General features: G+C 63.9%; 22 protein-coding genes. 7 read left to right on the forward strand and 15 right to left on the reverse strand.

Annotated elements, in window-relative coordinates:
• Together AC07Y0_RS00800 and AC07Y0_RS00805 are read right to left on the reverse strand one after the other, a co-directional pair.
• A complete protein-coding gene (locus AC07Y0_RS00800; RefSeq protein WP_498673580.1) occupies window positions 1-897 on the reverse strand; it encodes a carbohydrate ABC transporter permease in 897 nt (298 codons plus the stop codon).
• A 218-nt stretch (window positions 898-1,115) separates the two neighbouring features.
• Window positions 1,116-2,432, reverse strand: a complete 1,317-nt coding sequence (locus AC07Y0_RS00805; RefSeq protein WP_498673582.1) for an ABC transporter substrate-binding protein — start codon at window positions 2,430-2,432, stop codon at window positions 1,116-1,118.
• A 152-nt stretch (window positions 2,433-2,584) separates the two neighbouring features.
• Here AC07Y0_RS00805 and AC07Y0_RS00810 point away from each other — a divergent pair, with 152 nt between their 5' ends.
• Entirely contained in the window at window positions 2,585-3,376 is a 792-nt protein-coding gene (locus AC07Y0_RS00810; RefSeq protein ID WP_498673585.1) for an IclR family transcriptional regulator, read from the forward strand.
• 72 nt (window positions 3,377-3,448) lie between these two features.
• The gene (locus tag AC07Y0_RS00815) at window positions 3,449-4,282 is read left to right on the forward strand and encodes an amidohydrolase family protein (protein WP_498673587.1); all 834 of its coding nucleotides are present in this window, start codon (window positions 3,449-3,451) and stop codon (window positions 4,280-4,282) included.
• A gap of 30 nt (window positions 4,283-4,312) precedes the next feature.
• Here AC07Y0_RS00815 and AC07Y0_RS00820 read toward each other — a convergent pair whose 3' ends face one another.
• The 3 genes from AC07Y0_RS00820 to AC07Y0_RS00830 form a co-directional block, all read right to left on the reverse strand.
• Window positions 4,313-5,452, reverse strand: coding sequence for an extracellular solute-binding protein (locus AC07Y0_RS00820; RefSeq protein WP_498673589.1), 1,140 nt, complete (start codon window positions 5,450-5,452; stop codon window positions 4,313-4,315).
• Window positions 5,449-6,609 (reverse strand): CaiB/BaiF CoA transferase family protein, encoded by a 1,161-nt coding sequence (locus AC07Y0_RS00825; protein ID WP_498673591.1) that lies wholly within the window; start codon window positions 6,607-6,609, stop codon window positions 5,449-5,451. The genes AC07Y0_RS00820 and AC07Y0_RS00825 overlap by 4 nt, the downstream gene beginning before the upstream one ends.
• Before the next feature lie 184 nt (window positions 6,610-6,793).
• A complete protein-coding gene (locus AC07Y0_RS00830) occupies window positions 6,794-7,000 on the reverse strand; it encodes a hypothetical protein (RefSeq protein WP_028739212.1) in 207 nt (68 codons plus the stop codon).
• Between the two features lie 205 nt (window positions 7,001-7,205).
• On the opposite strand from AC07Y0_RS00830, the gene ytfQ reads away from it, so the two are divergent.
• From ytfQ to AC07Y0_RS00855, 5 genes are all read left to right on the forward strand, one after another.
• Complete coding sequence (ytfQ, locus tag AC07Y0_RS00835; protein WP_498673594.1) at window positions 7,206-8,168, forward strand: galactofuranose ABC transporter, galactofuranose-binding protein YtfQ; 963 nt, start codon at window positions 7,206-7,208, stop codon at window positions 8,166-8,168.
• 96 nt (window positions 8,169-8,264) lie between these two features.
• Window positions 8,265-9,794: a sugar ABC transporter ATP-binding protein gene (locus AC07Y0_RS00840; RefSeq protein ID WP_498673596.1), complete on the forward strand. Its 1,530-nt coding sequence runs from the start codon at window positions 8,265-8,267 to the stop codon at window positions 9,792-9,794.
• The gene (locus tag AC07Y0_RS00845) at window positions 9,791-10,798 is read left to right on the forward strand and encodes an ABC transporter permease (protein WP_498673598.1); all 1,008 of its coding nucleotides are present in this window, start codon (window positions 9,791-9,793) and stop codon (window positions 10,796-10,798) included. Before AC07Y0_RS00840 ends, AC07Y0_RS00845 begins: the two co-directional genes overlap by 4 nt.
• Entirely contained in the window at window positions 10,795-11,781 is a 987-nt protein-coding gene (yjfF, locus tag AC07Y0_RS00850) for a galactofuranose ABC transporter, permease protein YjfF (protein WP_498673600.1), read from the forward strand. Before AC07Y0_RS00845 ends, yjfF begins: the two co-directional genes overlap by 4 nt.
• A complete protein-coding gene (locus AC07Y0_RS00855) occupies window positions 11,774-12,538 on the forward strand; it encodes a FadR/GntR family transcriptional regulator (protein WP_498673602.1) in 765 nt (254 codons plus the stop codon). The genes yjfF and AC07Y0_RS00855 overlap by 8 nt, the downstream gene beginning before the upstream one ends.
• Window positions 12,539-12,583: 45 nt before the next feature.
• Here the strand turns inward: AC07Y0_RS00855 and AC07Y0_RS00860 are convergent, their stop codons facing one another.
• The 10 genes from AC07Y0_RS00860 to AC07Y0_RS00905 form a co-directional block, all read right to left on the reverse strand.
• A complete protein-coding gene (locus AC07Y0_RS00860; RefSeq protein ID WP_498673604.1) occupies window positions 12,584-13,297 on the reverse strand; it encodes an AAA family ATPase in 714 nt (237 codons plus the stop codon).
• A gap of 127 nt (window positions 13,298-13,424) precedes the next feature.
• On the reverse strand, window positions 13,425-14,507 hold the full coding sequence (locus tag AC07Y0_RS00865) for a protein-glutamate methylesterase/protein-glutamine glutaminase (protein ID WP_498673607.1): 1,083 nt from the start codon (window positions 14,505-14,507) through the stop codon (window positions 13,425-13,427).
• Window positions 14,508-14,516: 9 nt separating this feature from the next.
• Window positions 14,517-15,368: a CheR family methyltransferase gene (locus AC07Y0_RS00870; protein WP_498673608.1), complete on the reverse strand. Its 852-nt coding sequence runs from the start codon at window positions 15,366-15,368 to the stop codon at window positions 14,517-14,519.
• Between the two features lie 18 nt (window positions 15,369-15,386).
• Entirely contained in the window at window positions 15,387-15,869 is a 483-nt protein-coding gene (locus tag AC07Y0_RS00875) for a chemotaxis protein CheW (protein WP_498673610.1), read from the reverse strand.
• A complete protein-coding gene (locus AC07Y0_RS00880) occupies window positions 15,869-17,668 on the reverse strand; it encodes a methyl-accepting chemotaxis protein (protein ID WP_498673612.1) in 1,800 nt (599 codons plus the stop codon). Before AC07Y0_RS00880 ends, AC07Y0_RS00875 begins: the two co-directional genes overlap by 1 nt.
• A gap of 214 nt (window positions 17,669-17,882) precedes the next feature.
• Window positions 17,883-19,571: a methyl-accepting chemotaxis protein gene (locus tag AC07Y0_RS00885; RefSeq protein ID WP_498673614.1), complete on the reverse strand. Its 1,689-nt coding sequence runs from the start codon at window positions 19,569-19,571 to the stop codon at window positions 17,883-17,885.
• Window positions 19,572-19,596: 25 nt separating this feature from the next.
• A complete protein-coding gene (locus AC07Y0_RS00890; protein WP_498673616.1) occupies window positions 19,597-20,100 on the reverse strand; it encodes a chemotaxis protein CheW in 504 nt (167 codons plus the stop codon).
• Window positions 20,097-22,130: a chemotaxis protein CheA gene (locus AC07Y0_RS00895; protein ID WP_498673618.1), complete on the reverse strand. Its 2,034-nt coding sequence runs from the start codon at window positions 22,128-22,130 to the stop codon at window positions 20,097-20,099. Before AC07Y0_RS00895 ends, AC07Y0_RS00890 begins: the two co-directional genes overlap by 4 nt.
• Window positions 22,127-22,495, reverse strand: a complete 369-nt coding sequence (locus AC07Y0_RS00900) for a response regulator (RefSeq protein WP_454747220.1) — start codon at window positions 22,493-22,495, stop codon at window positions 22,127-22,129. Before AC07Y0_RS00900 ends, AC07Y0_RS00895 begins: the two co-directional genes overlap by 4 nt.
• Window positions 22,492-22,821 carry an STAS domain-containing protein gene (locus AC07Y0_RS00905; protein WP_498673620.1) on the reverse strand — a complete coding sequence of 110 codons (330 nt, stop codon included), beginning with the start codon at window positions 22,819-22,821 and terminating at the stop codon, window positions 22,492-22,494. The genes AC07Y0_RS00900 and AC07Y0_RS00905 overlap by 4 nt, the downstream gene beginning before the upstream one ends.
• Window positions 22,822-22,965: the final 144 nt, after the last annotated feature.

Below are 22,965 nucleotides of genomic sequence, written 5' to 3' on the forward strand. Positions count from 1 at the left end.
TCACCACTCCGCGGCGATCTGGGTGCGGGCTGCCGCCAGCTTCCGGTAGAAATAGACGGTGAATAGGATCGACAGGAGGATGGCGAAATAGGCCATGGCATTGGCGAGCCCCATGCGGGCGTCGGAATAGGCGGTGCGCGAAACCAGCGTCCAGAGAAGCTCGGTGCGCTTGGCCGGGCCGCCATCCGTCATGATCTTGACGATGTCGTAGGCTCTGGCGACGTCGAGCGAGCGGATGGTCATGGCGATATAGGCAAAGGGCATGATGAAGGGCCAGGTGACGTAGCGAAAGGTCTGGAAGGGTGTGCAGCCGTCGACGCGGGCCGCCTCCAGCGGTTCCTTCGGCATGGCGAGCAGGCCGGCGAGGATCAGGATGGCGAAGACCGAGGTGGACGACCAGATCTCGGCCACCAGGATCGCCCAGAAGGCAAGCTTGCCGTCGATCAGCCACGGGATCGCCTGATCGGTGAGGCCGAGCGACTGCAGGGCATTGTTGATCAGGCCGATATTGTCGTTGAACATGAACTTGAACTGGAAGCCGACGAGGATGGGCGAGAACATCATCGGGAACATCATGATGGTTCTCAGCACCCGCTGGCCCCTCGATGCCTTCTCGACCAGCATGGCAAGACCGAGGCCAAGCAGCATCTCGACGTTGAGGGCAACGGTCAGCAGCAGGACCGTGCGGCCGAATGCCGTCCAGAACTCCCAGTCGGTCAGGATGCGCGCATAGTTGCGGAAGCCGACCAGCGTATAGAGCGACGCCGGCTGCGTCAGCCGGAAGGCGGTGAAGCTCGAATAGAGCGACAGAAGGAGAGGGACGATGACGACGGCTGCCAGGACGACGAATGCGGGCAGCAGAAGCAGGACGGGTGCCGGGATTCTCCAGCCTTTCATGAAATGCCTCTCCTGTATGCTTTTGGTCTGATCTGTTTCGTGGTCACGGAGTGCTCCGCAAGGGTTGCGAAATGCCCCTCACCCTAACCCTCTCCCCGCAAGCGGGGAGAGGGGACGACCACGACGATGTCTGTTTCGCGGTAAGGGTGCTGCATATCCCTTCTCCCCGTCAGAACGGGGAGAAGGTGCCGGCAGGCGGATGAGGGGCGGACTCTGCCTTACAGCTCGCCCGCTTCTTCGAGAATCTCGGTTGCCTTCTGCGCCGCGGCGTCGAGGGCTTCCTTGGAGGTCTTGTCACCGAGGATGGCGGCCTGGAGTTCCGGGTAGACGGCGTTCGAGATCTCGATCCACGACGGGGTCTGCGGAACCGGGAAGGCGTGCTGGGCGGCTTCCTGGAAGGCGCTCAGGACTTCCTTCTTGTAGGGATCGTTCGCCGCTTCGGCGATATCCCATTCCCAGACCGCGGTGCGGGTCGGCAGCGGGCCGGCGGCCGCTTCGAGCTTCTGGCTGTCCTCGTTGGTGAGGAACCAGACGAGTGAGGCGGCGGCATCCTTGTTGGCGCAGCTTTCCGTGACCGAGAAGCCGTGGTGGCCGGACCAGCCGGTACGCTTGCCGGACGAACCGGCCGGCTGAACCTTCACGCCGACATTGCCGGCGACCTTGGACGACTTCGGGTCGTTGAAGAAGGTCGCCCAGCCAGGCCAGTCGAGGTTGACCGCGATGGTGCCGGAGGCAAAGCCCTGGCCGAGGTCGTCCCAGAGATAGTTGGTCGTGCCGGCCGGAACGGCCTTGGCCTTGTAGAGATTGACGAACCAGTCGAGGGCGCGGATGCCGGCTTCGGAGTTGAAGGCGGGCTTGCCATCGGCGTCGAGATATTCGCCGCCTTCGGCGACGACCATTTCATAGAAGCGGCCGTTGATCGCCTCTTCCTTGCCGGCGAACTGCGTGCCGTAGAAGTCCGGCGGACTGGAGAAGAAGGTCGCCTGGTCGGTCACCTGGGCCCAGGTGTCTGGCGGAGCGAGGTCATAGCCGTACTTCGCCTTGAAGGCGGTCTTCTTGGCTTCGTCCTGATAGAGGCTCTTCTGGTAGTAGAGGGCGGACACGTCGAACTGGGCGCGCGGCAGCATGACCAGCTTGCCGTCGAGCGTCGAGGCCTTGATGTTGGCCGGCACGAAGGCGTCGACCTCTTCCTTCGGCACGAGAACCGACAGGTCGGTGTAGATGTCCGGGTATTGCGGGGCGAACGAGGAGTGGTTGGAACCGACGCACCAGGAAATGCTGCCCGTGGCGATGTCCGACTTGATCTCCTTGTCGAGTTCGAAATGGTTTTTCTTGGAAATGACGTTGACCTTGGCGCCCGTCGCCTTCTCCCATTCGGCGATGCGGGCGTAGAGGGCTTCGTACTGCTGTCCGCCGATCAGCTTGGCGTCGATCGTGACGCCGTCAAACTTGCCGGGCAGATCGGCCGCGCCGACCGTTCCCGCCCAAGCACACATCAATGCGCCGGCTGCTACGCCGGTCAAAAGCTTTGGCATTTTCTCCTCCCAAGTGGCTCACGCCTCAGCCCTCACCAATAAGAGCTTCATTCATATACAAACCATTTATTCATCTAGCGTCAAGCGCAAAGTATTGCGAGGGCTCATTTCTGCGTATATGAAAGGAGTGCTTCACTGAAGGGGATCGCGCCGTGACCGAAGACGAGAATGACCGCTATCGCGCGCCGGCGCTCGACAAGGGCCTGGATATTCTCGAGCTGCTGGCGGCGGTGGACGGCGGGCTGACCCAGGCGGAAATCGCCAAGCGGCTGGATCGCAGCACCAATGAATTCTACCGCATGCTCGACCGCCTGGTGAAGCGTGGCTATGTCACCCGCATCGACGGCGACCGCTTCGCGCTGACGCTCAAGCTGTTCGGCCTTGCCCAGCTGCACGCACCGGTGCGCCGGCTGGCGTCCTTTGCCATTCCGCTAATGCGGGAGCTGGCCGAGGCCACCCGCCAGGCCAACCAGCTGGTGGTGTTCGATCGGGGCTATCCGGTGGTCATTGCCCAGCAGGAAGCGCCTGGATACTGGGGTATCTCGATCCGCGTCGGTTCGCGGATCAGCCTGTTCGACACCGGTTCTGGTCATGTGCTGCTGGCCTTCCGGACCAAGGAGGAGCGCGAGATGATGATCGCCGAGAACCTCGGCAGCAGTGGCGACCAGGCCAAGGTCACGCCGGAATTCATGGCCCGTCTCGACCAGATCCGCAGCCGTGGCTACGAGATGATGCCGAGCGCCCAGACGGCAGGTGTCATCAACCTGTCCGCACCGGTCCTGGGAGCCGACGGCAAGGCGATCGCGGCGCTGACCGTGCCCTATATCACGCTGATCAATGCACCCGGCGCGCCCGACATCACCAACACGATTCAGCTCGTGGTCGAGACGACCCGCAAGCTGTCGGAAATGGCCGGTTCGGACTTCACGACCGAAGCTCGCTGAGGCCGAAATTTCGTATTTGAATAGATGGTTCTTCTGTGGCACCTTTCCGCCGGTTTCGAGGAGGATGCCCGAATGATCGTCGACACCCATCTGCATCTGATCTACCGCAGCCGGCTTGCCTATCCCTGGCTCTCGTCAGTGCCTCCGCTCGACGCCGACTTCACCTACGACCTCTATGAGCGCGAAGCGCGCCGGCTCGGCATCGTCTCGGTTCTGCACATGGAGGTCGATGTGGCGCCGGACCAGATCGAGCGGGAGACGGATCTCGTCGCCGAACTCGCCGGCCAGGACGGAAGCCTGCTGGCCGGGGCCATCGCCTCGTGCCGGCCGGAAGATCCGGACTTTGCCGCCTATCTCGAGCGTGTGCACGCCAATCCCTTTGTGAAGGGCTTTCGTCGCGTGCTGCACGTGGCGCCGGACGTTCTGTCCGAGGCGGCGCTGTTCCGCGAGAACATCAAACGTCTTGCCGGCACCGGCCTGACCTTCGACCTCTGCGTCCTGCCGCATCAACTCGTCAAGGCGATGGCGCTCATCGATCTGGCACCGGATGTCTCCTTCGTGCTCGACCATTGCGGCGTGCCGGACGTCAAGGGCGGCGGGTTCGACGTGTGGAAGGGGCCGATCGCCGAGATCGCCCAACGGCCGAACGTCACGGTCAAGCTCTCCGGACTGCCCGCCTATGGCGCGCAAGACTGGACGCTGGAAGATCTGAAACCCTATTTCGGCCAGGTGGCGGAAAGCTTCGGCTTTTCCCGCATGGTCTGGGGCAGCGACTGGCCGGTCTGCACGCTCGGCGGCGGGCTGTCCACCTGGATCGGCGCCACGCATGCGCTGCTGTCCGGCGTGAGCTTGGAGGAGCGAAGCCGCGTTCTCTCCGGCAATGCCCGGGCGCTCTGGAAACTCTGACGCCGACACCGTGTCAGAGCCAGCCACGCGCTAGTCGCGAAAGCTCGCCCGAAATCCGTCGTTCAAGCGATCGATTGCCGTGCGCACGGAGATCGCGCCGGTGACGGCGTCGTTGACGATGTGCGAGGCCGCCTCCTGGAAGGGCATGTAGCCATTGTGCCTAGGACGCAGCCAGGCGCCTTCGAGCGTCGCCCGCGTGCCGCGATAGAAGTCGAACGTGGCGGCATTGGCGTCCGCGCTCTCCCATCCGGCAGCGTGTCCGGGCTGGCCACCGGAGCGCCAGTAGCGGTCGGCCTGAACCGCTCCGCCGGCAATCCAGTAGGCAAAGTCGATCGCCGCCTGCCGGTTGGCGCCGAAGGCGGAAACGGCAATGCCGGTGCCGCCCAGCGCCGAGCCGACGGGACCGCCTTTGCCGGCCACCGCCATGTCGGTGAAGGCGATGCGGCGGTCGCGGAATCCGTCCAGCGAGTAACTCACATAGCCGTAGATCAGCGGGGACACCGCAATCGGCGAATGGCGCTCGCCCATACGGTCCAGCACGGCGATCGGGTCCATGGTCAGGCAGGCCGGATCGATCACGGCGGCAAGCTCCCGGATCATCTCGACCGCCGCGGTTGCGGCCTCAGCGTCGACGAAGGGGCTGTCCCTTTCGACCGCGCAGGGGTGGCCGAGATTGCCGGTCAGCGAAAACAGGCTCATCAGCGAATGCGGGGGGCGAAGCGGCAGCAGGACAAGGCCGGCCCGCGCCAGATCCACCACCTCGGCCCAGCGGGTCGGAGCCGTGCCGATCAGGTCGGGTCGATAGGCGAGAACCTGGGTCGCCGCGTCGATCGGGAAGGCCCACTGGCGACCCTGCCAGTTGTAGCTCGGGAAGGATGCGCCAACGGAGCCTGCCGCGAGGTCGGCGAATTCCGTAGCGCGTTCGGGCAGGTCGAGGGGGGCGAGGCAGCCCTCCGCGGTGATCTGACCGACATGGGGGTGGTCGATGACGATCAGGTCATACCGGCGCGCCAGTTCTTCGACGGGAAAGCTCTCGAAATCCTGCAGGGAGCGCTTGTCCCATTCGATCTCGACGCCTGTCTTTTCGCGCCAGTCGACCGAGCAGGCGACCATCGGGTCATAGCCGCGCGGATGGCTCCAGGTCATGCCCTTCAGGCGGATCCCGCTCATTGGGCAAACTCCGCCCTGATCCGGGCCGTGTGCTCGCCGACCAGCGGCGCAGCACGGCTGCCCTTCGGCCGTTCGCCGTTGACCCGGACCGGACAGCGGGTGGTGCCGATCGACACATCGTCCTCGCGGGTCACGGTCTGCAGCATGTCCAGCAGCTTGAAGCCCTCGCTGTCGAGCAGTTCCGGCCAGTCGAGCACCTTGGAGCACCAGATGTCGGCCGGTTCGAGGATCGAAAGCCAGTGGTCTACCGTGTCGGTGGCAATGTGGTCCGCAATGATCCTCTTGATGTCGTCGCGGCGGGTGAACCAGGACTTGGCGTCGTCGCGGAAGGGTGCAAGCGCCTCGATGCCGAGCAGGTCCTGCAGACGGCCGATCGGGGTCATCGCAATTGCCAGATAGCCGTCGGCCGTGGGATAGACCCCATAGGGCGCGGACAGGTAGGCATTGGCGTTGCGGAAGCTCGATCGCTTGGGAAGCCGCCTGCCATCGTTGAGATGCGTGGTCAGCAGTTCGAACTGCAGGTCGACGAGGCTTTCCAGCAGGCTCGTCTGCACATGCGCACCCTTGCCGGAAATGCCGCGGCGCACGAGGGCGGCCAGAATGCCCTGGCAGGCATTGGCGCCGGCGAGCATGTCGGCGATCGAAAGGCCGAGCGGCACCGGGCCTTCGCCCTCGTCGCCGTTCAGCCACATGACGCCGGAGCGGGCCTGCGCCAGCAGATCCTGGCCGGGGCGCATGACCCAGGGGCCTTGCTCGCCGTAGCCGCTGATCGAGGCATAGACGATCTTCGGGTTGATGGCCTTCACCGCCACGTAGTCCAGTCCGAGCCGTTCGATGACGCCGGGGCGGAAATTCTGGATCAGCACGTCGGCGCGTGTCAGAAGCCTGCGCAGAAAGGCGAGGTCGTCGGGGTTCTTCAGGTCGATGCCGAGGCTTTCCTTGCCCCGGTTGATCGCGTGGAAGATCGTCGAGTCGCCGCCGACTTCGGTGTCGCTGAGATAAAGCCGACGGGACAGGTCGCCGCCATCCGGGCGCTCGATCTTGATGACCCGGGCGCCGAGGTCCAGCAGTCGCAGCGAGCAATAGGGGCCCGACAGAAACTGGCTCATGTCGACCACCGTCAGACCTTCAAGCGGCAGGCCGCCTTCTTCCTGCATGTCTCAAATCCTCCCATAGCGCCGTCGATCGGCGGACCCTGCGCATTCCCGAGCGCATGAGGGTCTGAATTCTTATTTGAATTTATCTTTCACATATGGGTGGTCAATTCAAGTGTAAAGTGTGCCGATGCCGCGACTGGCGCCGCGGGCGTTCAATTGAGAAAGTTGGGGGGTAAGAAGAGAACTAGTCGGCCAGCAATCCGTCGAACACTTCCAGCATGGCGTCGGCAATGGCCTGCCCGAGTTCTGCAGCCGAGGTCGCCAGCGCTTCCTCGTTCATGTCCCGTGCCGCCATGGCGAAAGCCGCGCCTTCGATCGTCACGATTTCCTGGGCGCGCTGGATCGCCCACAGGGCAAAGTCGCTACGGTTGCTGATTTCGGTGGTTTCCACGGCTGCTCTCCTGATCGCTCTTGGTGCCGAGCTTTATAGCGGATGTGGGCCGGAGCGACAGTCACGAAACGTCTGCATTTAAAGGTTGCGGTGCAATGCATATACACGTTTTTGGTATGAATATTTACATATAATAGTACTATTGATAGCGTCCCTTCATGCCGGACCTGCGGAGGGCGGGAACGGCTCTTTTGGGAGGAAATCAATGTCTATTCTATCCAGGCTCGCGCTCGTCGCGGGCATGACCGCGATGCTGTCTTCAACGGCGCTCGCGGCAGGGCTGACCGTCGGCTTCTCGCAGATCGGTTCCGAATCCGGCTGGCGCGCCGCGGAAACCTCCGTCACCAAGATGGAAGCCGAAAAGCGCGGCATCGACCTGAAATTCGCCGATGCGCAGCAGAAGCAGGAAAACCAGATCAAGGCGATCCGCGGCTTCATCGCCCAGGGCGTCGACGCCATCCTGGTGGCGCCCGTCGTCGCGACCGGCTGGGATGCCGTTCTCGGCGAAGCCAAGGACGCCAAGATCCCGGTCATCCTGCTCGACCGCGGCGTCGATGCCGCCGAGGACCTCTACCTGACTTCGGTCGCGTCGGACCAGGTCGAGGAAGGCCGCGTTGCCGGGCGCTTCCTGGTCGACAGCGTCAAGGACAAGGACTGCAAGGTCGTCGAACTTCAGGGCACCGTCGGCTCGACCCCGGCGATCAACCGCAAGAAGGGCTTCGAAGAGGCCATTGCCGGCAAGGCGAACATCTCGATCGTTCGCAGCCAGACCGGCGACTTCACCCGTGCTAAGGGCAAGGAAGTCATGGAGGGCTTCATCAAGGCCGAAAACGGCGGCAAGGACATCTGCGCCGTCTATGCCCATAACGACGACATGGCGGTCGGCGCCATCCAGGCGATCAAGGATGCCGGCCTGAAGCCCGGTTCGGATATCCTCGTCGTTTCGATCGACGCCGTTCCGGACATTTTCTCGGCCATGGCCGCCGGCGAGGCGAATGCCACGGTCGAGCTGACGCCGAACATGGCAGGCCCGGCCTTCGACGCGCTCGAAGCCTATCTCAAGGACGGCAAGGCTCCGGAGAAGTTCATCATCACCGAGTCCAAGCTCTATACGCCGGCCGACAATCCCCAAGGCGAGTACGATGCCCGCAAGGGTCTCGGTTACTGACCGCACGCAGCAGAGAGGGGGCCGCCGGCATTGCCGGCGACCCCCTTGCATTGCGTTGTGGGACGGCGAAATATCGCGATCAGCGGAGGGGAGCATATGGACAATGAAGGCTCGGGCACGGAATTCGTGCTGGAGGCGCGAGGCGTCAGCAAGATTTTCGGCCAGAACCGCGCGCTGAACGACGTGAACTTCGGGCTGAGGCCCGGCGAAGTCCATGCGCTTCTGGGGGAAAACGGCGCCGGCAAGTCGACGCTCATCAAGATCCTGACGGGCGCCTATCAGCCGGATGCCGGCGATGTTGTGCTCGACGGGGAACGCATGCAGTTTCGCGATCCGCTCGACGCGCAGTCCTACGGGATCGGCACCGTCTATCAGGAGGTCAATCTCCTGCCCAACCGCTCGGTGGCGGAAAATCTCTATCTCGGGCACCAGCCGACGCGCTTCGGTTTCGTCCGCAAATCGCTGATCGCCAAGAACGCCCGCACGCTTCTGGCACGCTACGGTCTCGATATCGACGTGGAGGCCGAACTCGGCAGCTATTCCGTCGCCGTCCAGCAGATCGTCGCCATCTGCCGCGCCGTCGAACTGTCCGGCAAGGTCCTTGTCCTCGATGAGCCCACCGCCAGCCTCGACAAGCAAGAGGTCGACCGGCTGTTCGAAGTGATCGCCACTCTCAAGGCCGAAGGCCTGGCGATCGTCTTCATCACTCACTTCCTCGATCAGGTCTTCGCGATCTCCGACCGGGTGACGATCCTGAGGAACGGCAAGCTCATCGGAACCCGCCCGCTCGCCGGACTGACACGGACCGATGTGGTGCGCATGATGCTGGGCAAGGACGTGACCTTCGTGCCGGCCGTCACTGGCATAGAGGAACGGGAAGCCGGTCCTCCCATGGTCGAGTTCGACGCTTGCGGCAAGGTCGGCAAGGTGAAGCCGTTCTCCGTCCGAATCCACAAGGGCGAGGTGGTCGGCGTGGCCGGGCTGCTCGGCTCAGGGCGCACCGAAATGGCGCGCGTGATGTTCGGCATCGACCAGACGGACAGCGGCGAAATCCGCGTCGACAAGAAGCGGGTCGATCTGAAAAGCCCCGCCCAGGCAATCGCTCACGGTTTCGGTTTCTGCCCCGAGGACCGCAAGGCGGAGGGCATCCTCGGCGACCTGTCGGTGAGGGAGAACATCATCATCGCCCTTCAGGGCAAGCTCGGCTGGTTCCGCACGCTCAATCGCGACGAACAGATGGAGATCGCCGGCAAGTTCGCCGAGGATCTCGATATTCGCGCGCACTCCTATGACATGCCGGTGAAGCTTCTCTCCGGCGGCAACCAGCAGAAGGTCATTCTCGCCCGCTGGCTGGCGACGGATCCTTCCTTCCTCATCCTCGACGAACCGACCCGGGGCATCGACGTCGGCGCCCATGCCGAGATCGTGCGCACCATCAGCCGGTTGCGCGAGGACGGCCTCGCGCTGATGGTCATTTCGTCCGAACTTGACGAGATCGTCGCCTATTCCTCGCGCGTCGTCGTCATGCGCGACCGGGAAATGGTCGCGGAGCTGCGCGGCGACGAGATCACGCCTTCCGTCATCGTCCAGGCGATCGCCGCCCAACCCGAGGGAGAAACGGCATGAGATCCATGCATCTGGCGCGGGCACTCAATCCGCAGACCATTGCGCTTCTCGGCGTGCTGTTCATCAACTGGCTGCTGTTTCCGGGTTTCTTCGACGTCACCTGGCAGGACGGACGTCTGTTCGGCAGCGTGATCGACGTTCTCAATCGCGGCGTGCCGGTTGCCATTCTCGCCATCGGCATGACCGCGGTCATCGCCACCAAGGGCGTCGACCTTTCGGTCGGCGCCGTGATGGCCATTGCCGGCGCGGTGGCGGCCACCATGGTGACCGAAGGTTATCCGACCTATGTGGCTGTGCCCACGGCGCTTGCCGCAGCCCTCGCCTGCGGGCTGTGGAACGGCATCCTCGTCACCTATTTCGCCATCCAGCCGATCGTCGCCACCCTTGTGCTGATGGTGGCGGGGCGCGGGATTGCGCAGCTCATTACCGAGGGCTCGATCGTCACCTTCTCGGACCCGGCGCTGATCTTCATCGGCACCGGTTCCTTCCTCGGCATGCCCATGCCGGTGATCATCGCTGCAGTGCTCCTGGTTGCCAGCGTCGTCGCCGTACGATCCACCGCGATCGGGCTGTTCATCGAGGCCGTCGGCGTCAACCGCGTGGCCGCCAGTCTCGCCGGCATCCGAAGCCGCCTGCTGCTGGTGTCGATCTACACCTTCTCAGGGCTCTGCGCCGGGATTTCCGGCATCATCATCGCCGGCGATATTCGCGGCGCCGACGCCAACAATGCCGGCCTGTGGCTTGAGCTCGACGCGATCCTGGCCGTGGTGATCGGCGGAACCTCGCTGCTCGGCGGACGCTTCTCGATCGCCATGTCGGTCATGGGCGCGATCATCATCCAGGCGATGAATACGGGCATTCTGGTCTCGGGCTTCCCGCCGGAATTCAACCTCGTGGTCAAGGCCGGCGTCATCATTCTCATCCTCCTGATGCAGTCTCCGCTCGCAGGCAGGCTCATCGAGGCTCGGCGCAACAGCCGCCTCCTTTCGGGAAAATCTTCATGAACCGCAGTCTCAGACCCCTTATGGCCACCGCCGTGATCTTCGCGCTCGCCTATGCGGCCAGCGTCCTGCAATATCCCGGCATGTTTTCGACGCGCGTGCTGGGCAATTTCCTCACCGACAACGCCTTTCTCGGCATCGCCGCAGTCGGCATGACCTTCGTCATCCTGGCGGGAGGTATCGATCTGTCGGTCGGCGCGGTGATCGGCTTCACCGGCGTGATGATCGCGGTGCTCGTGTCCTGGTATGGCTTCCATCCGCTCGTGGCCTTTGCCGTCGTGCTGGCGATTTCGGCGGCCTTCGGGGCCTCGATGGGGGCTGCGATCCACTATCTGCAGGTGCCATCCTTCATTGTGACGCTCGCCGGCATGTTCCTGGCGCGCGGCGTGGCCTCCGTCATCACGCAGGATTCGATCCCGGTCACCCATGAATTCTACACGACCGTCTCGTCAGCCTATTTCCTGATGCCGGGCGGGGGGCGCATCAGCCTCATCGGCGGCCTGATGATCCTCGTCTTCATCGCCGGCGCGCTGCTGGCGCACCGCACACGCTTCGGCTCCTACGTCTATGCGCTCGGCGGCAATGCCACGTCCGCCCAACTGATGGGCGTGCCGGTGGCGCGCACCACGATCCTTATCTATACGCTTTCGGCGGTCCTGTCGGGTCTCGCGGGCATCGTCTTTTCGCTGTATACGTCGGCCGGCTATCCGCTGGCGGCGGTCGGCGTGGAGCTCGATGCGATCGGCGCGGTGGTGATCGGCGGCACATTGCTGACCGGCGGCTACGGCTTCGTGTTCGGGACCTTCATCGGCGTCATGCTGCAGGGGCTGGTGCAGACCTACATCATCTTCGACGGGACGCTGTCCAGCTGGTGGACGAAGATCGTCATCGGCGCGCTGCTGTTCGTCTTCATCGTATTGCAGCGGCTGGTCTTTTCAGCATCTTCGGTGCGCGCAAGGGGTTTTTGGAAGTTGAGACATGAGTGAACCTGGCAGTCTGATCCGCGCGCGCTCCGGGCGGTCGGCTGCAGCCAATTTCCATTCCTTCATCATCAACGAGATCGGGGCCGGCATCGTCTCCGGCCGCTTTCCCGTGGGTTCCATCCTGCCGCGCGACGCCGAACTCATGGACATGTACGGCGTTTCGAGGACGGTCCTGCGGGAGGCGCTGAAGACGCTGGAAGCCAAGGGCCTGGTCGAGGCGCGACCGAAGGTGGGGACGCGCGTTTCGCCGAGAAGCCGCTGGGCGCTGTTCGATCACCAAGTGCTGCTCTGGCATTTCGAAGCGGGGCTCGACCCCGTCTTCGTCTGCTATCTCTTCGACGTGCGGCGGCTGCTCGAGCTGGAAACCGTGCGGCTCGCGGCGAAGCTTCGCACCGCCGATCATATCCGCATGCTCTACTACTGGCTCCAGCAGATGAGCGTGTCGCGCGGCATGGCCGATTCCTTCGCCCTTGCCACCCTCGAACTTCATCGCGTGCTTGCCGATGCGGCACAGAACCCGATGCTGCGCGCCGCTCTCGGCGTCACCGAATTCACCCTCGCGGCGGCCATGCCGGAAGGGGAGGGGCGCGACGACGACAGCTTCTACGAGACCGCCGTCCTCAAGCGGCGCAACCTGGTGCAGTCGGTGGAAGCCGGCAAGGTCGCCGAGGCCGAGGCCTGCCTGCTCGAGGCGATCGAGGTCGATTTCGACAGTGCCCGGGTCCGCATGGCCGGGGGGGCGTCACCGGACGCGAGGTGAGGCTACGACCAATTGGCTTTGGTCTGCTCCGAGAGCCGTTTCCGGTCAGGCGACCGCGCGCAGCGAGGCGGCCTTGCCGAGCTGCAGCCTGCGGCAGCGCAACGCCTCGTGCATCAGCACTTCATCGGCGAAGGCGCGCGCGTTTTCCCGAGCCTTCTCCAGATTGCTGACGCGGCCGGCGGTGAGCGTATGGAGCGTGCCGCCGCAGTCGAACACGTCGCGGAAGGCGGATCGCTCGATGATCGGCGTATCCATTACGTTGACGTGGCGCTCGGCCAGCAAGGCCTTGACGGTCTGCAGGGCGCGCGTCGTGACCATCGAGTTGACGCGGGTCAGGACGACCGAGAAGGGGATGTGGATATTGCCCTTGTCGGCCAGATACTGCATCAGCTCGATCACGTGCGCGCCGCCCTGGGCGTCCATCGAACAGCCCTGGATCGGGATCAGCACGTGGTTCGAATAGCCGATCGCCTTGGCGAGCAGCGGCGTGCGGGCACCGGGCAGGTCGATCAGAACGTAGTCGGATTCGCTGCGGCTTTCCTGGATGTGTCTTTCGAGCGAGGCCAGGGTGACATAGGGGATGACCTTGACCGTTGTCTTGTCCGCGGAATTCTCGCGCCAGCGGGTGATCCAGTATTGCGGATCGGCATCGAGGACGGTGACCCGGAAGCCCATCTGCTCGAGCTCGGTCGCGAGCAGCAGGACCGCGGTGGTCTTTCCCGCGCCGCCCTTGGTATTGGCAAAGGTGATGACCGGCATTGTCGCTACTCCGGGTGTCCGAACGAATCGCAGCCCGTCCAAGACGGGCGCCTTCTCAGCCCTGATGTTCCGCCATTTATGGTTAATGGATGTTGAAGGACGCCCGCGAATTGTCGGCCTGTGGCGGCTAGCGGCGACGGTCCGCCGCGAGGATCTCGTGGGCGATCTGGTCGAGCGGCACGACCTTGTCGACGCCGCCGCGCGCCACGGCCTCCTTGGGCATGCCGTAGACGACCGAAGTCGCCTCGTCCTGAGCGATGGTATAGGCGCCGGCGTCATGCATCTCGGCCATGCCGCGCGCGCCGTCATCGCCCATGCCGGTCATGATGACGCCCATGGCATTGGCCCCGGCGGCCCGTGCTGCCGACCGGAACAGCACGTCGACCGACGGCCGGTGCCGCGACACCAGCGGGCCGGAGCGCACGGAGACATGATAGCGCGCGCCCTGCCGTTCCAGCAGCATGTGGTGGTCGCCGGGCGCAATCAGCACGTGGCCGCGCAAGACGGGATCGCCGTCGACGGCCTCCTTGACCTCCATCTCGCACAGCGTGTTCAGCCGCTTGGCGAAGGCGGCGGTAAATCTCTCCGGCATGTGCTGGACGATGACGATGCCCGGCGCATTGGCCGGGAGCTGTTCGAGAAAGTCGCGCAGCGCTTCCGTCCCGCCGGTCGATGCACCGACGCAAATCACCATTTCCGTGGTCTTGGCCATGGCCCGGCCGGTGGGCGGCGGCAGGACCACATCCGCGGTCAGCTTTGCCGCCGGGCCGCTCATTGCGGCGCTGCGCCTGACCCTACCGATGACGCGGGCATGGGCGGCGCTCTTCACCACCTCGCAGATCCGCATGCCGGCTTCCGCCAAGTGATCGGCCGCGCCGATCTTTGGCTTCAGGATTACGTCGACGGCGCCGGCTTCCAGAGCCTGGAGCAGCGTTTCCGATCCCTGTTCCGTCAGGGACGAGCACATGACGACCGGAATTGGGCGCTGCGCCATCAGCTTGCGCAGGAAGGTGATACCGTCCATGCGCGGCATTTCGACATCGAGCGTGATGACGTCCGGGATCTCTTCCTGGATCTTTCTCGCCGCCATGAACGGGTCCGATGCCGTGCCGCTGACCTCTATTTCCGGGTCGGCCTCGAGAACGCGGCTCAGTGTCTGCCGGACGCTAGCGGAATCATCGATGATGAGGACACGGACTTTCTTGGCCATATAGCTGTGTCAGACCTTTTCGAAGACGGTGTTGGCCACCTGGCGGATCGGAAGGTCGAAGCCCGATACCGTCTCCGAATGCCCGATGAACAGATAGCCTCCGGGCGCCAGGCATTCGATGAGGCGGGACAGGACGCGTTGCTGCGTGGGCTTGTCGAAATAGATCAGCACATTGCGGCAGAAGATGATGTGCATAGGGTCGCCGACGCCATAGCTCGGATCCATCAGGTTGAGGCGGGCAAAGCCGACCTTGGAGCGGAGCGCGTGATGGATACGGACCTCGCGACGGTGCGCATCGAGCGGCGTCATCACATAGCGCTCGCGCAGTTCCGGCGGAACGGGGGCGACCATATCGGTGCTGTAGATGCCGCGGCGCGCGGTCTGCAGCACGTCGGTGCTGAGGTCGGTCGCCAGGATCGCATAGTCCTGCTGCGGGTTGTCGTCGGTGAAGGCGTCGAGCACCATGGCGATCGTATAGGGTTCGGCGCCGGTCGAGCAGGCCGAACTCCAGATCCGGAAACGCCTGAGGTCCCGCGCGGCCAGTTTCGGCAGGGCATGATCGCGCAGATAGGCGAAGTGGTTCGGCTCGCGGAAGAAGTCCGTCTTGTTGGTGGTGACGGCGTCGATCAGGAAGACCTTCTCCTGCTCGAGCCCGCCATGCTTGAACAGGTAGTCGCAATAGTCGTCGAAGCTGGAAATGCCGGTCGCCCGCAAACGGCGGCGCAGCCGGCCTTCCAGCATGGTTAGTTTGGTCGGCGGCATCTTGATGCCGCTGTAGTCATAGATGAAGCGCGCGAGCTGGTCGAAATTGCGTTTGCTGATGTGGTCTTCGACGCAGGCAACGGTGGCGACTGCAGACATGCATGGGTTCCAGTCAGGTCAGGCGGCGTTACGGGCGGAGAGCAGGGCGGTATCGCCGCTCGACAGAAGCCGGGCGAGATCGACGATGACGACGAAGCCTTCATCGCGGCGGACGACGCCGGCAATGTAGTCCGAACTCCAGCGAACGCCGATCTCCGGGGCGGCCTCGATCTGGCTTTTGCGGAACGGGATCACTTCGAACACCCGGTCGGCGACCATGCCGAGCGACAGCATGCGGGATTCGAGCGGGATGTCGAGAACCAGGACGCGGGTGTTGGGGGTGGGCTCGGTCTTGGGAAGACCGAGCTTGAGCCTCAGATCGATGGTCGGCACGCCCTGGCCGCGCACGTCGCGCAGCCCGAGCAGATAGTCCGGTCCGTTGGGAATGCGGAACAGCTCCTCGTAGTCGAGTATTTCGCGCACCACCTGGACCGGAACGGCAAAGACTTCCTTGCCGAGCGCAAAGGTGACGAACTGGGCTTCCTCGGACATGCCGGCCATCATGCGCTCTCCTTGAATTCGCTGTCGGTTGCATCCGGTCCGCCCATGCTGAGGTCGAGGGCAAAACCCTTGACCCGCGCCTGCTGGGCGGCAACGCTGGTCGAAGCCTTCTGGACCGGGCGAACCGGCGCCTTGGCGACGGGGGCGGGGCGGGCCGCTGCCACCTTCTTGGGCTGGATGCCGCGGGCGACATTGTCGACCTTGAAGAAGGCGATCGAGCTCTGCAGCTCTTCGGCCTGGGCCGCCAGTTCCTCCGAGGTCGCCGACATTTCTTCCGAGGCGCCGGCATTCTGCTGGGTCACCTTGTCGAGCTGCTGGATGGCCTCGTTGATCTGGGCAGCCCCGATGTCCTGCTCGCGGCAGGCCGCGGAGATCTCGGCCACCAGTTCGGCGGTCTTGCGGATGTCCGGCACCAGCCGGTTCAGCATCTCGCCGGCATTCTGCGCCGACTGGACCGTCTCGCCCGACATGGCGCTGATCTCGGCCGCGGCCGACTGCGAGCGCTCGGCCAGCTTGCGCACTTCGGAGGCGACGACGGCAAAGCCCTTGCCGTGTTCGCCGGCACGGGCGGCTTCGACCGCAGCGTTCAAGGCGAGCAGGTCGGTCTGGCGGGCGATTTCCTGGACGATCGAGATCTTCTCGGCAATCGTGCGCATGGCCGCCACGGCGCGGTTGACGGCATCGCCGCTGGTTTCGGCATCCTTGGCCGACTGGCGTGCGATCTTTTCCGTCTGGGCGGCGTTGTCGGCGTTCTGCTTGATGTTGGCGGCCATCTGCTCCATCGAGGCGGAGGCCTCTTCGGCCGAGGCTGCCTGTTCGGTCGCACCCTGGCTCAGCTGCTCGGAGCTTGCCGACAGTTCCTGGCTGCCGGACGACACGTTGTCGGAGGCCGACAGCGCATCGGCGACGACGCCCCGCAGACGCTCCACCATGCTGGCAAGGGCCAGACCCAGCGTGTCCTTGTCGGACTGCGGCTTCGGCGTGACCATCAGATCGCCCTCGGCGATCTTCTCGGCGACGGTCGCCATTTCCTTCAGGTTGGAGGTCATGCGATTGATCGTATCGACCAGATCCTTGATCTCGTCATTGGTCTTCATCTCGACGTTCTGGTCGAGATCGCCGATCGCCACCGCTTCGGCCACTGCCATGATCTTGCGCAGGCCGGCACTAATGCCGAATGCGATCCAGACGGCGGTGATCGCGGCCACCAACGTGGAGATGACGGAGATGGCGATCAGCAGCGTGCGGGTCGTGGCGTAGTCGGAGTCGGTCGTGGCCTTGGCCTCCTGCAGGCGGTCACGGTTGATTTGCACGCCCTCTTCGAGTTTCTTGGTCAGGGCGTTGGCGGCATCGCGGCCTTCGTTCGCGGAGGACTGGGTCGCCGCTGCGGTGTTGCCGTTGCGGACGAGTTCCTGAATGCGGCTGTCGCTCGCTTCGAACTTGTCGACGTTCGAGCGCAATTCCTGCCAGAAGTCGCGGGTCGCTGCGCTTGCGGTCGAGGCCATTTCTTCGAAGATCTGGCGGAACTCGGCGCGGCTCTCGTTGCTTGCCTGGACAAAGCTCTCCAATTCCTGCGGCGTCGTCGCCAGGATCATGTTCTTCTGGGCGCGTACGGTCGCAAGGGAAATGGCATTCAACTGCTGCATGCGGTCGAGTCGCGCCACCGTGCCGTCGATGACCTCGTCCATGCCGGCTTTGGAACTGGCAAGGCTGAAGATGCCATAGCCGGCGGTGCCGACCAGCATGAGGATGAGAAAGCCAAAGGCGATCGCGAGCTTGAGTTTGATGGTAAAACGCATGTTCCCGTGTCCCGTGTGTGAATCGGTGGATGGAGCGACAGGTGTCTGTCGCGGTGCTGGTGGCAAGCCGGCGTTTCAAGGAAGGGAGGCGATCCATTCACCTCTTGCTTCGATGGCTTTCCGGCACTTGCGGTCCCAGCGCATACACACGCGGGTCCTGGCTGCGGCGCCCCCCTCTAGGGCGCCGCACGGTCTCACTCCTCCCGGAGAACGCCTAAGCGCTCTCCTTGAATTCCCGGTCCGTGGCGTCCGGTCCGCCCATGCTGAGGTCGAGGGCAAAACCCTTGACCCGCGCCTGCTGGGCGGCGACCGTAGGGCTGGCCTGCCGCAGTGCCGGACGGGTCTGCGTCTTTGCCGCCGCTGCGGATCGTGCGGGGGTCGCGACCGGCTTCGGCTGAATGCCGCGGGCGGCATTGTCGACCTTGAAGAAGGCGATCGAGCTCTGCAGCTCTTCGGCCTGGGCCGCCAGTTCCTCCGAGGTCGCCGACATTTCTTCCGAGGCGCCGGCATTCTGCTGGGTCACCTTGTCGAGCTGCTGGATGGCCTCGTTGATCTGGGCAGCCCCGATGTCCTGCTCGCGGCAGGCCGCGGAGATCTCGGCCACCAGTTCGGCGGTCTTGCGGATGTCCGGCACCAGCCGGTTCAGCATCTCGCCGGCATTCTGCGCCGACTGGACCGTCTCGCCCGACATGGCGCTGATCTCGGCCGCGGCCGACTGCGAGCGCTCGGCCAGCTTGCGCACTTCGGAGGCGACGACGGCAAAGCCCTTGCCGTGTTCGCCGGCACGGGCGGCTTCGACCGCAGCGTTCAAGGCGAGCAGGTCGGTCTGGCGGGCGATTTCCTGGACGATCGAGATCTTCTCGGCAATCGTGCGCATGGCCGCCACGGCGCGGTTGACGGCATCGCCGCTGGTTTCGGCATCCTTGGCCGACTGGCGTGCGATCTTTTCCGTCTGGGCGGCGTTGTCGGCGTTCTGCTTGATGTTGGCGGCCATCTGCTCCATCGAGGCGGAGGCCTCTTCGGCCGAGGCTGCCTGTTCGGTCGCACCCTGGCTCAGCTGCTCGGAGCTTGCCGACAGTTCCTGGCTGCCGGACGACACGTTGTCGGAGGCCGACAGCGCATCGGCGACGACGCCCCGCAGACGCTCCACCATGCTGTTGACATAGCCCAGCAGTTCGCCGATTTCGTCGCGGCTGGTAATGGCAGCTGTCCGGGTCAGATCCCCTTCGGCAACATCGCGAACGACGCTGACGGCGCGGCCGAGGCCGCGGCTGATCGAAAGCGAAAGCCAGATCGCAGCACCGACGGCGATCACGACTGCCACGCCGGCAACGCCCGTAAGCAGTGTGCGCGTATCTGCGTAGAGGTTCTGATTGGCCTCCACGGCCGTGGAGAGCGCTGTCGCATTGCGGTCCACGCTGGCATAGGCCAGCTCGGCGATTTCCGGCAACATCTTGCGCAGTTCACCTGTCGAGATGTCCTTGGCTGCGAGCATGTTGCCGCTCAGATGCAGGTCTCTCATCTTTCCGTTGAGAGACTTGAGCGTTTCGCCGAGTTCAACTGTACGCTGCCAGCTCGGACGTCCCGTCTCGGAGGCTACTGCCAGCGATTCGCGGGCGTAATTGAGAAGCGCGTCGATATGGACGTCCGCCTTCTTGTAGTAGTCCTCGACTTCCTCGCGGGTTTCGGCGAGAAGCGCATTCTTCTGGGCGCGAACGGTTTCGGCCTGTTCCGTCGTCACGCGCAAGGCGTATTCCAGGCGCTTGACATTGCCTGTGACAAGTTGCTCAGCCGACGAATTGATCGTGCTCAGACTCGTGATCCCATAGAGCGTGATGCCCACCAGCATCAGGATGATCGCCGCAAAAGCGATCGATAGTTTCAATTTGATAGTCACGCGCATCTTACCCCTCTGAAGATCCGTTGGCTCAAGCCGCCGTGGAGGCGTCTCGCTTGGCCGAGAAAATTTCGTTCAAGTTTGGAATGATCACAAAGTCCGCCCCCCGCTTGACGAGGCAGTCGATGTAGTCCGCCCGCCAGCGCATGCCGATGCTCGGCGGATTTTCCCGCGCCGCCCGATTGAGCGTCGTCACCTCGTGCACCTTGTCCGTGCGCACGCCGACCAGGGTGGACTCGCCCTCTATGTCCAGCTCGGCGACGATGATCCGACTGTCGATGGTCGGCTTCGTCGCCTCCATGCCGAATGCCAGACGGATGTCGGCCAGCGGAATGACTTTGCCGCGAAAATTGATGACGCTGCCGACGAAGGGTCGGGCGCCGGGGACTGCCGTTTCCGGCAGCAGGTCGAGGATTTCCTGAACCATCGTGGCGTCGAAGGCGAAGGTCTCGCCGGCGAGGTCGAAGGTCAGGACCTCACGTTCTTCATTGTCGCCCCATTGAGCGGTGGTCTGCTGAGCTGCTGTCTGCATCATCCGGCCGCGCGCAACTGCGCCTCCTGTTGTTGTCCGGCCGCCACCAGGTGGGCGACGTCCAGAATGAGTGCCACGCTGCCATCGCCGAGGATGGTGGCGCCCGAGAAGGTCGCGACGTCGTGGTGAAGCTTGGAAAGCGATTTGATCACCGTCTGGTGATCCCCGATGATCTGATCGACGACAAGGCCGACCCGTTCCGAGCCGGTCGAAATGACGACGATCTTCTGGAACGGATCCGGCTGCGTCCGGGTGTTGAAGAGTTCTCTCAGCCGGATGAACGGGACGAGGCTGTCCCGCAGCGAGATGAAACTGCGGCCGCGCGAGCGCAGGTCGTCCTCCGGCGAAAGCTCCAGGCATTCCTCAACCGCGGAGAGTGGTATGACGTAGGCGCCGGTGCCGACGCGCACCAGCAGGCCGTCGATGATGGCGAGCGTCAGCGGGATGCGAAGGGCGATTTCCGACCCGTTGCCGGGCGTGCTGGTGACTTCGATCGCGCCGCGCAGGGCCTCGACGGTCTTCTTGACGACATCCATGCCGACGCCGCGGCCGGAGAGATTGGTGATCTGCTGGGCGGTGGAGAAGCCCGGCTGGAAGATCAGCTGCAACAGTTCCTGGTCGCTCAGAGACGCGCCAGGCTGGATGAGGCCCGAAGATTCGGCCTTGGCGCGCACCCTCTCGCGGTTGATGCCGCGGCCATCATCCTTGACGGTGATGATCACTTCGCCGCCCGACTGGCGCGCCGACAGACGCACATGGCCCGCCTCCGGCTTGCCGGCGGCGCGGCGCTCGTCCGGCGTTTCCAGGCCATGGTCGATCGAGTTGCGCACCAGATGGACCAGCGGATCGGCAAGGCGGTCGATGACGGTCTTGTCGACTTCGGTGGTCTCGCCTTCGGTCTCGAGTTCGATGACCTTGCCCGTCTCACGGGAGAGGTCGTGCACCAGGCGGCGGAAGCGGCCGAACAGGCTGGCGACCGGCATCATGCGCAGAACCATCATCGTGTCGCGCAGTTCTCCCGACAGTCGCTCGATGTCTTCCGACACGGCGCGAAGCTGGATCTCGATGCTGGCATCGGCAAGCTGGGAAAGGCGCGACTGGGCAATCACCAGTTCACCGACGCGGTCCATCAGCTCGTCGAGGCGCTCGGCCGGAACGCGGACATTTTCGGAGGCCTTCGCCTGCTTCTGGTCGGTCGCTGCGGCTTGCGGCGGCGGAGCCGCTGCCGGTGTCGCGGGCTTTGCTGCGGCTTCCACGGCCGGTGCGGGTGCCGTTTCGCGTGTCGTCTCCGCGGCAATCTCGGCCGGCTTCGCCTCGCGAAGGATCGGTTCGATCGCCAGTTCCATCTCGTCCATGACGAAGATGAACACGTCTTTGATGGCCGCGCGGTCGGCATCGGTCAGCAGTTCGGCGGTCCATCCGAGATGGATGTCGGACGGATTGAGACTGTCGAGCGGCGGCAGCTTGCTCTTGTCGACGGCGATGCGGCATTCGCCGAGATCGCGCAGTTCGTCGAGCAGGCCGAGAGGATTGGTGCCGTTGGCCATGGCATTGGCCGGAAGGCGGAAACGGATCGTCCAGCCGGCGCGATCGGCGCCGTCCTGATCGACGGCTGCGGTCGGCGTGGGCTCAGGCGAGGCGGCTACAGGGGCGCCGGCGCTGCCGTTGACGGCGGCGTGCAGCGAACTCAGCAGGGTGCTGCTCTTGTCCTCGTGATCGCCATGCGGCGTCTCGATCAGGGCCCGCATATGGTCCTGGGCCGCCAGCACGGCCGCGACCAGTTCCTGGCTTGCCGGCACGTCGCCCTTGCGGACGCGATCGAAGGCCGTCTCGCAGTGGTGGGTAAACGCCGCAAGGGCGTCGAAGCCGAACATGGCGCCCGAGCCCTTGAGGGTGTGAAGGCCGCGGAAGACCGCGTCGATCTGATCCTTGTCGTCGAGCCTGCGGGTCAGGTCGAGAAGGCCAATCTCGATCTGCTCGAGAAGTTCGGCGGCCTCCGTGAGAAAGACGGCAATCGGATCGGTGTCACTCATTTGCCGAGGACTTTCCTGGTGATCTTGACGAGGTTTTCCGGATCGAAGGGCTTGGTAAGCCAGCCGGTGGCGCCGGCGGCCTTGGCCTGGCTCTTGATCTCGCCATCGGATTCCGTGGTGAGGAAGATGACCGGTACGCCGGTGTGGGCCGGCATCTTGCGCAGTTCCCGGATCATGGTCAGTCCGTCCATGTTCGGCATGTTCAGGTCGGTGACGATCAGGTCGAACGCGCCGGCGGACAGCTTGGCGATGCCGTCGGCGCCGTCAACCGCTTCGGTCACCGTGTAGCCGGCGTTCGACAGCGCGATTTTCGTTGTCATGCGAATGCTCGCCGAATCGTCGACAGTCAGAATGTGTGCGCTCATTGGACGGATCCCTTGTGAAGCCAGAACAGTGCGTCCTCATGCGACGCGGTTTCGATGAAGCCGGCACGTTCGAGTACGTCCAGAAGTGAACCGCTGGCCGGTTGCGCCAGTGTCAGCGCCTTGCCGTGTGCGCCGGCATAGAGCCGTGCCGACTCCACCAGCTGAATGAAACTGAGGTCCACCTCGGGCTCGCCGGCAAGGTCGATCACCACAGGTTTCGTGCCGGACAGTGCGGTCATTATTTCGGGATGGAGTTGGGATATATTTCGAATGTTTGTAGCATTCTCTAATTTTAGTACATTAGAATCAGCGTAGTCATTTGACATTACTTCGAATCACCCAAGGAGGAGCCGATATATGGCAAAATCTTGGCGATTCCAGATTAACGGATCGTAAAAATACTTTGCGACTTTGGGCACCCCAAAACGGGTGTGTGGGATCGATACGCGCATCGGTGGCACTCCGTTAAC

This window comes from Allorhizobium sp. GW101-3B10 (assembly GCF_059424725.1).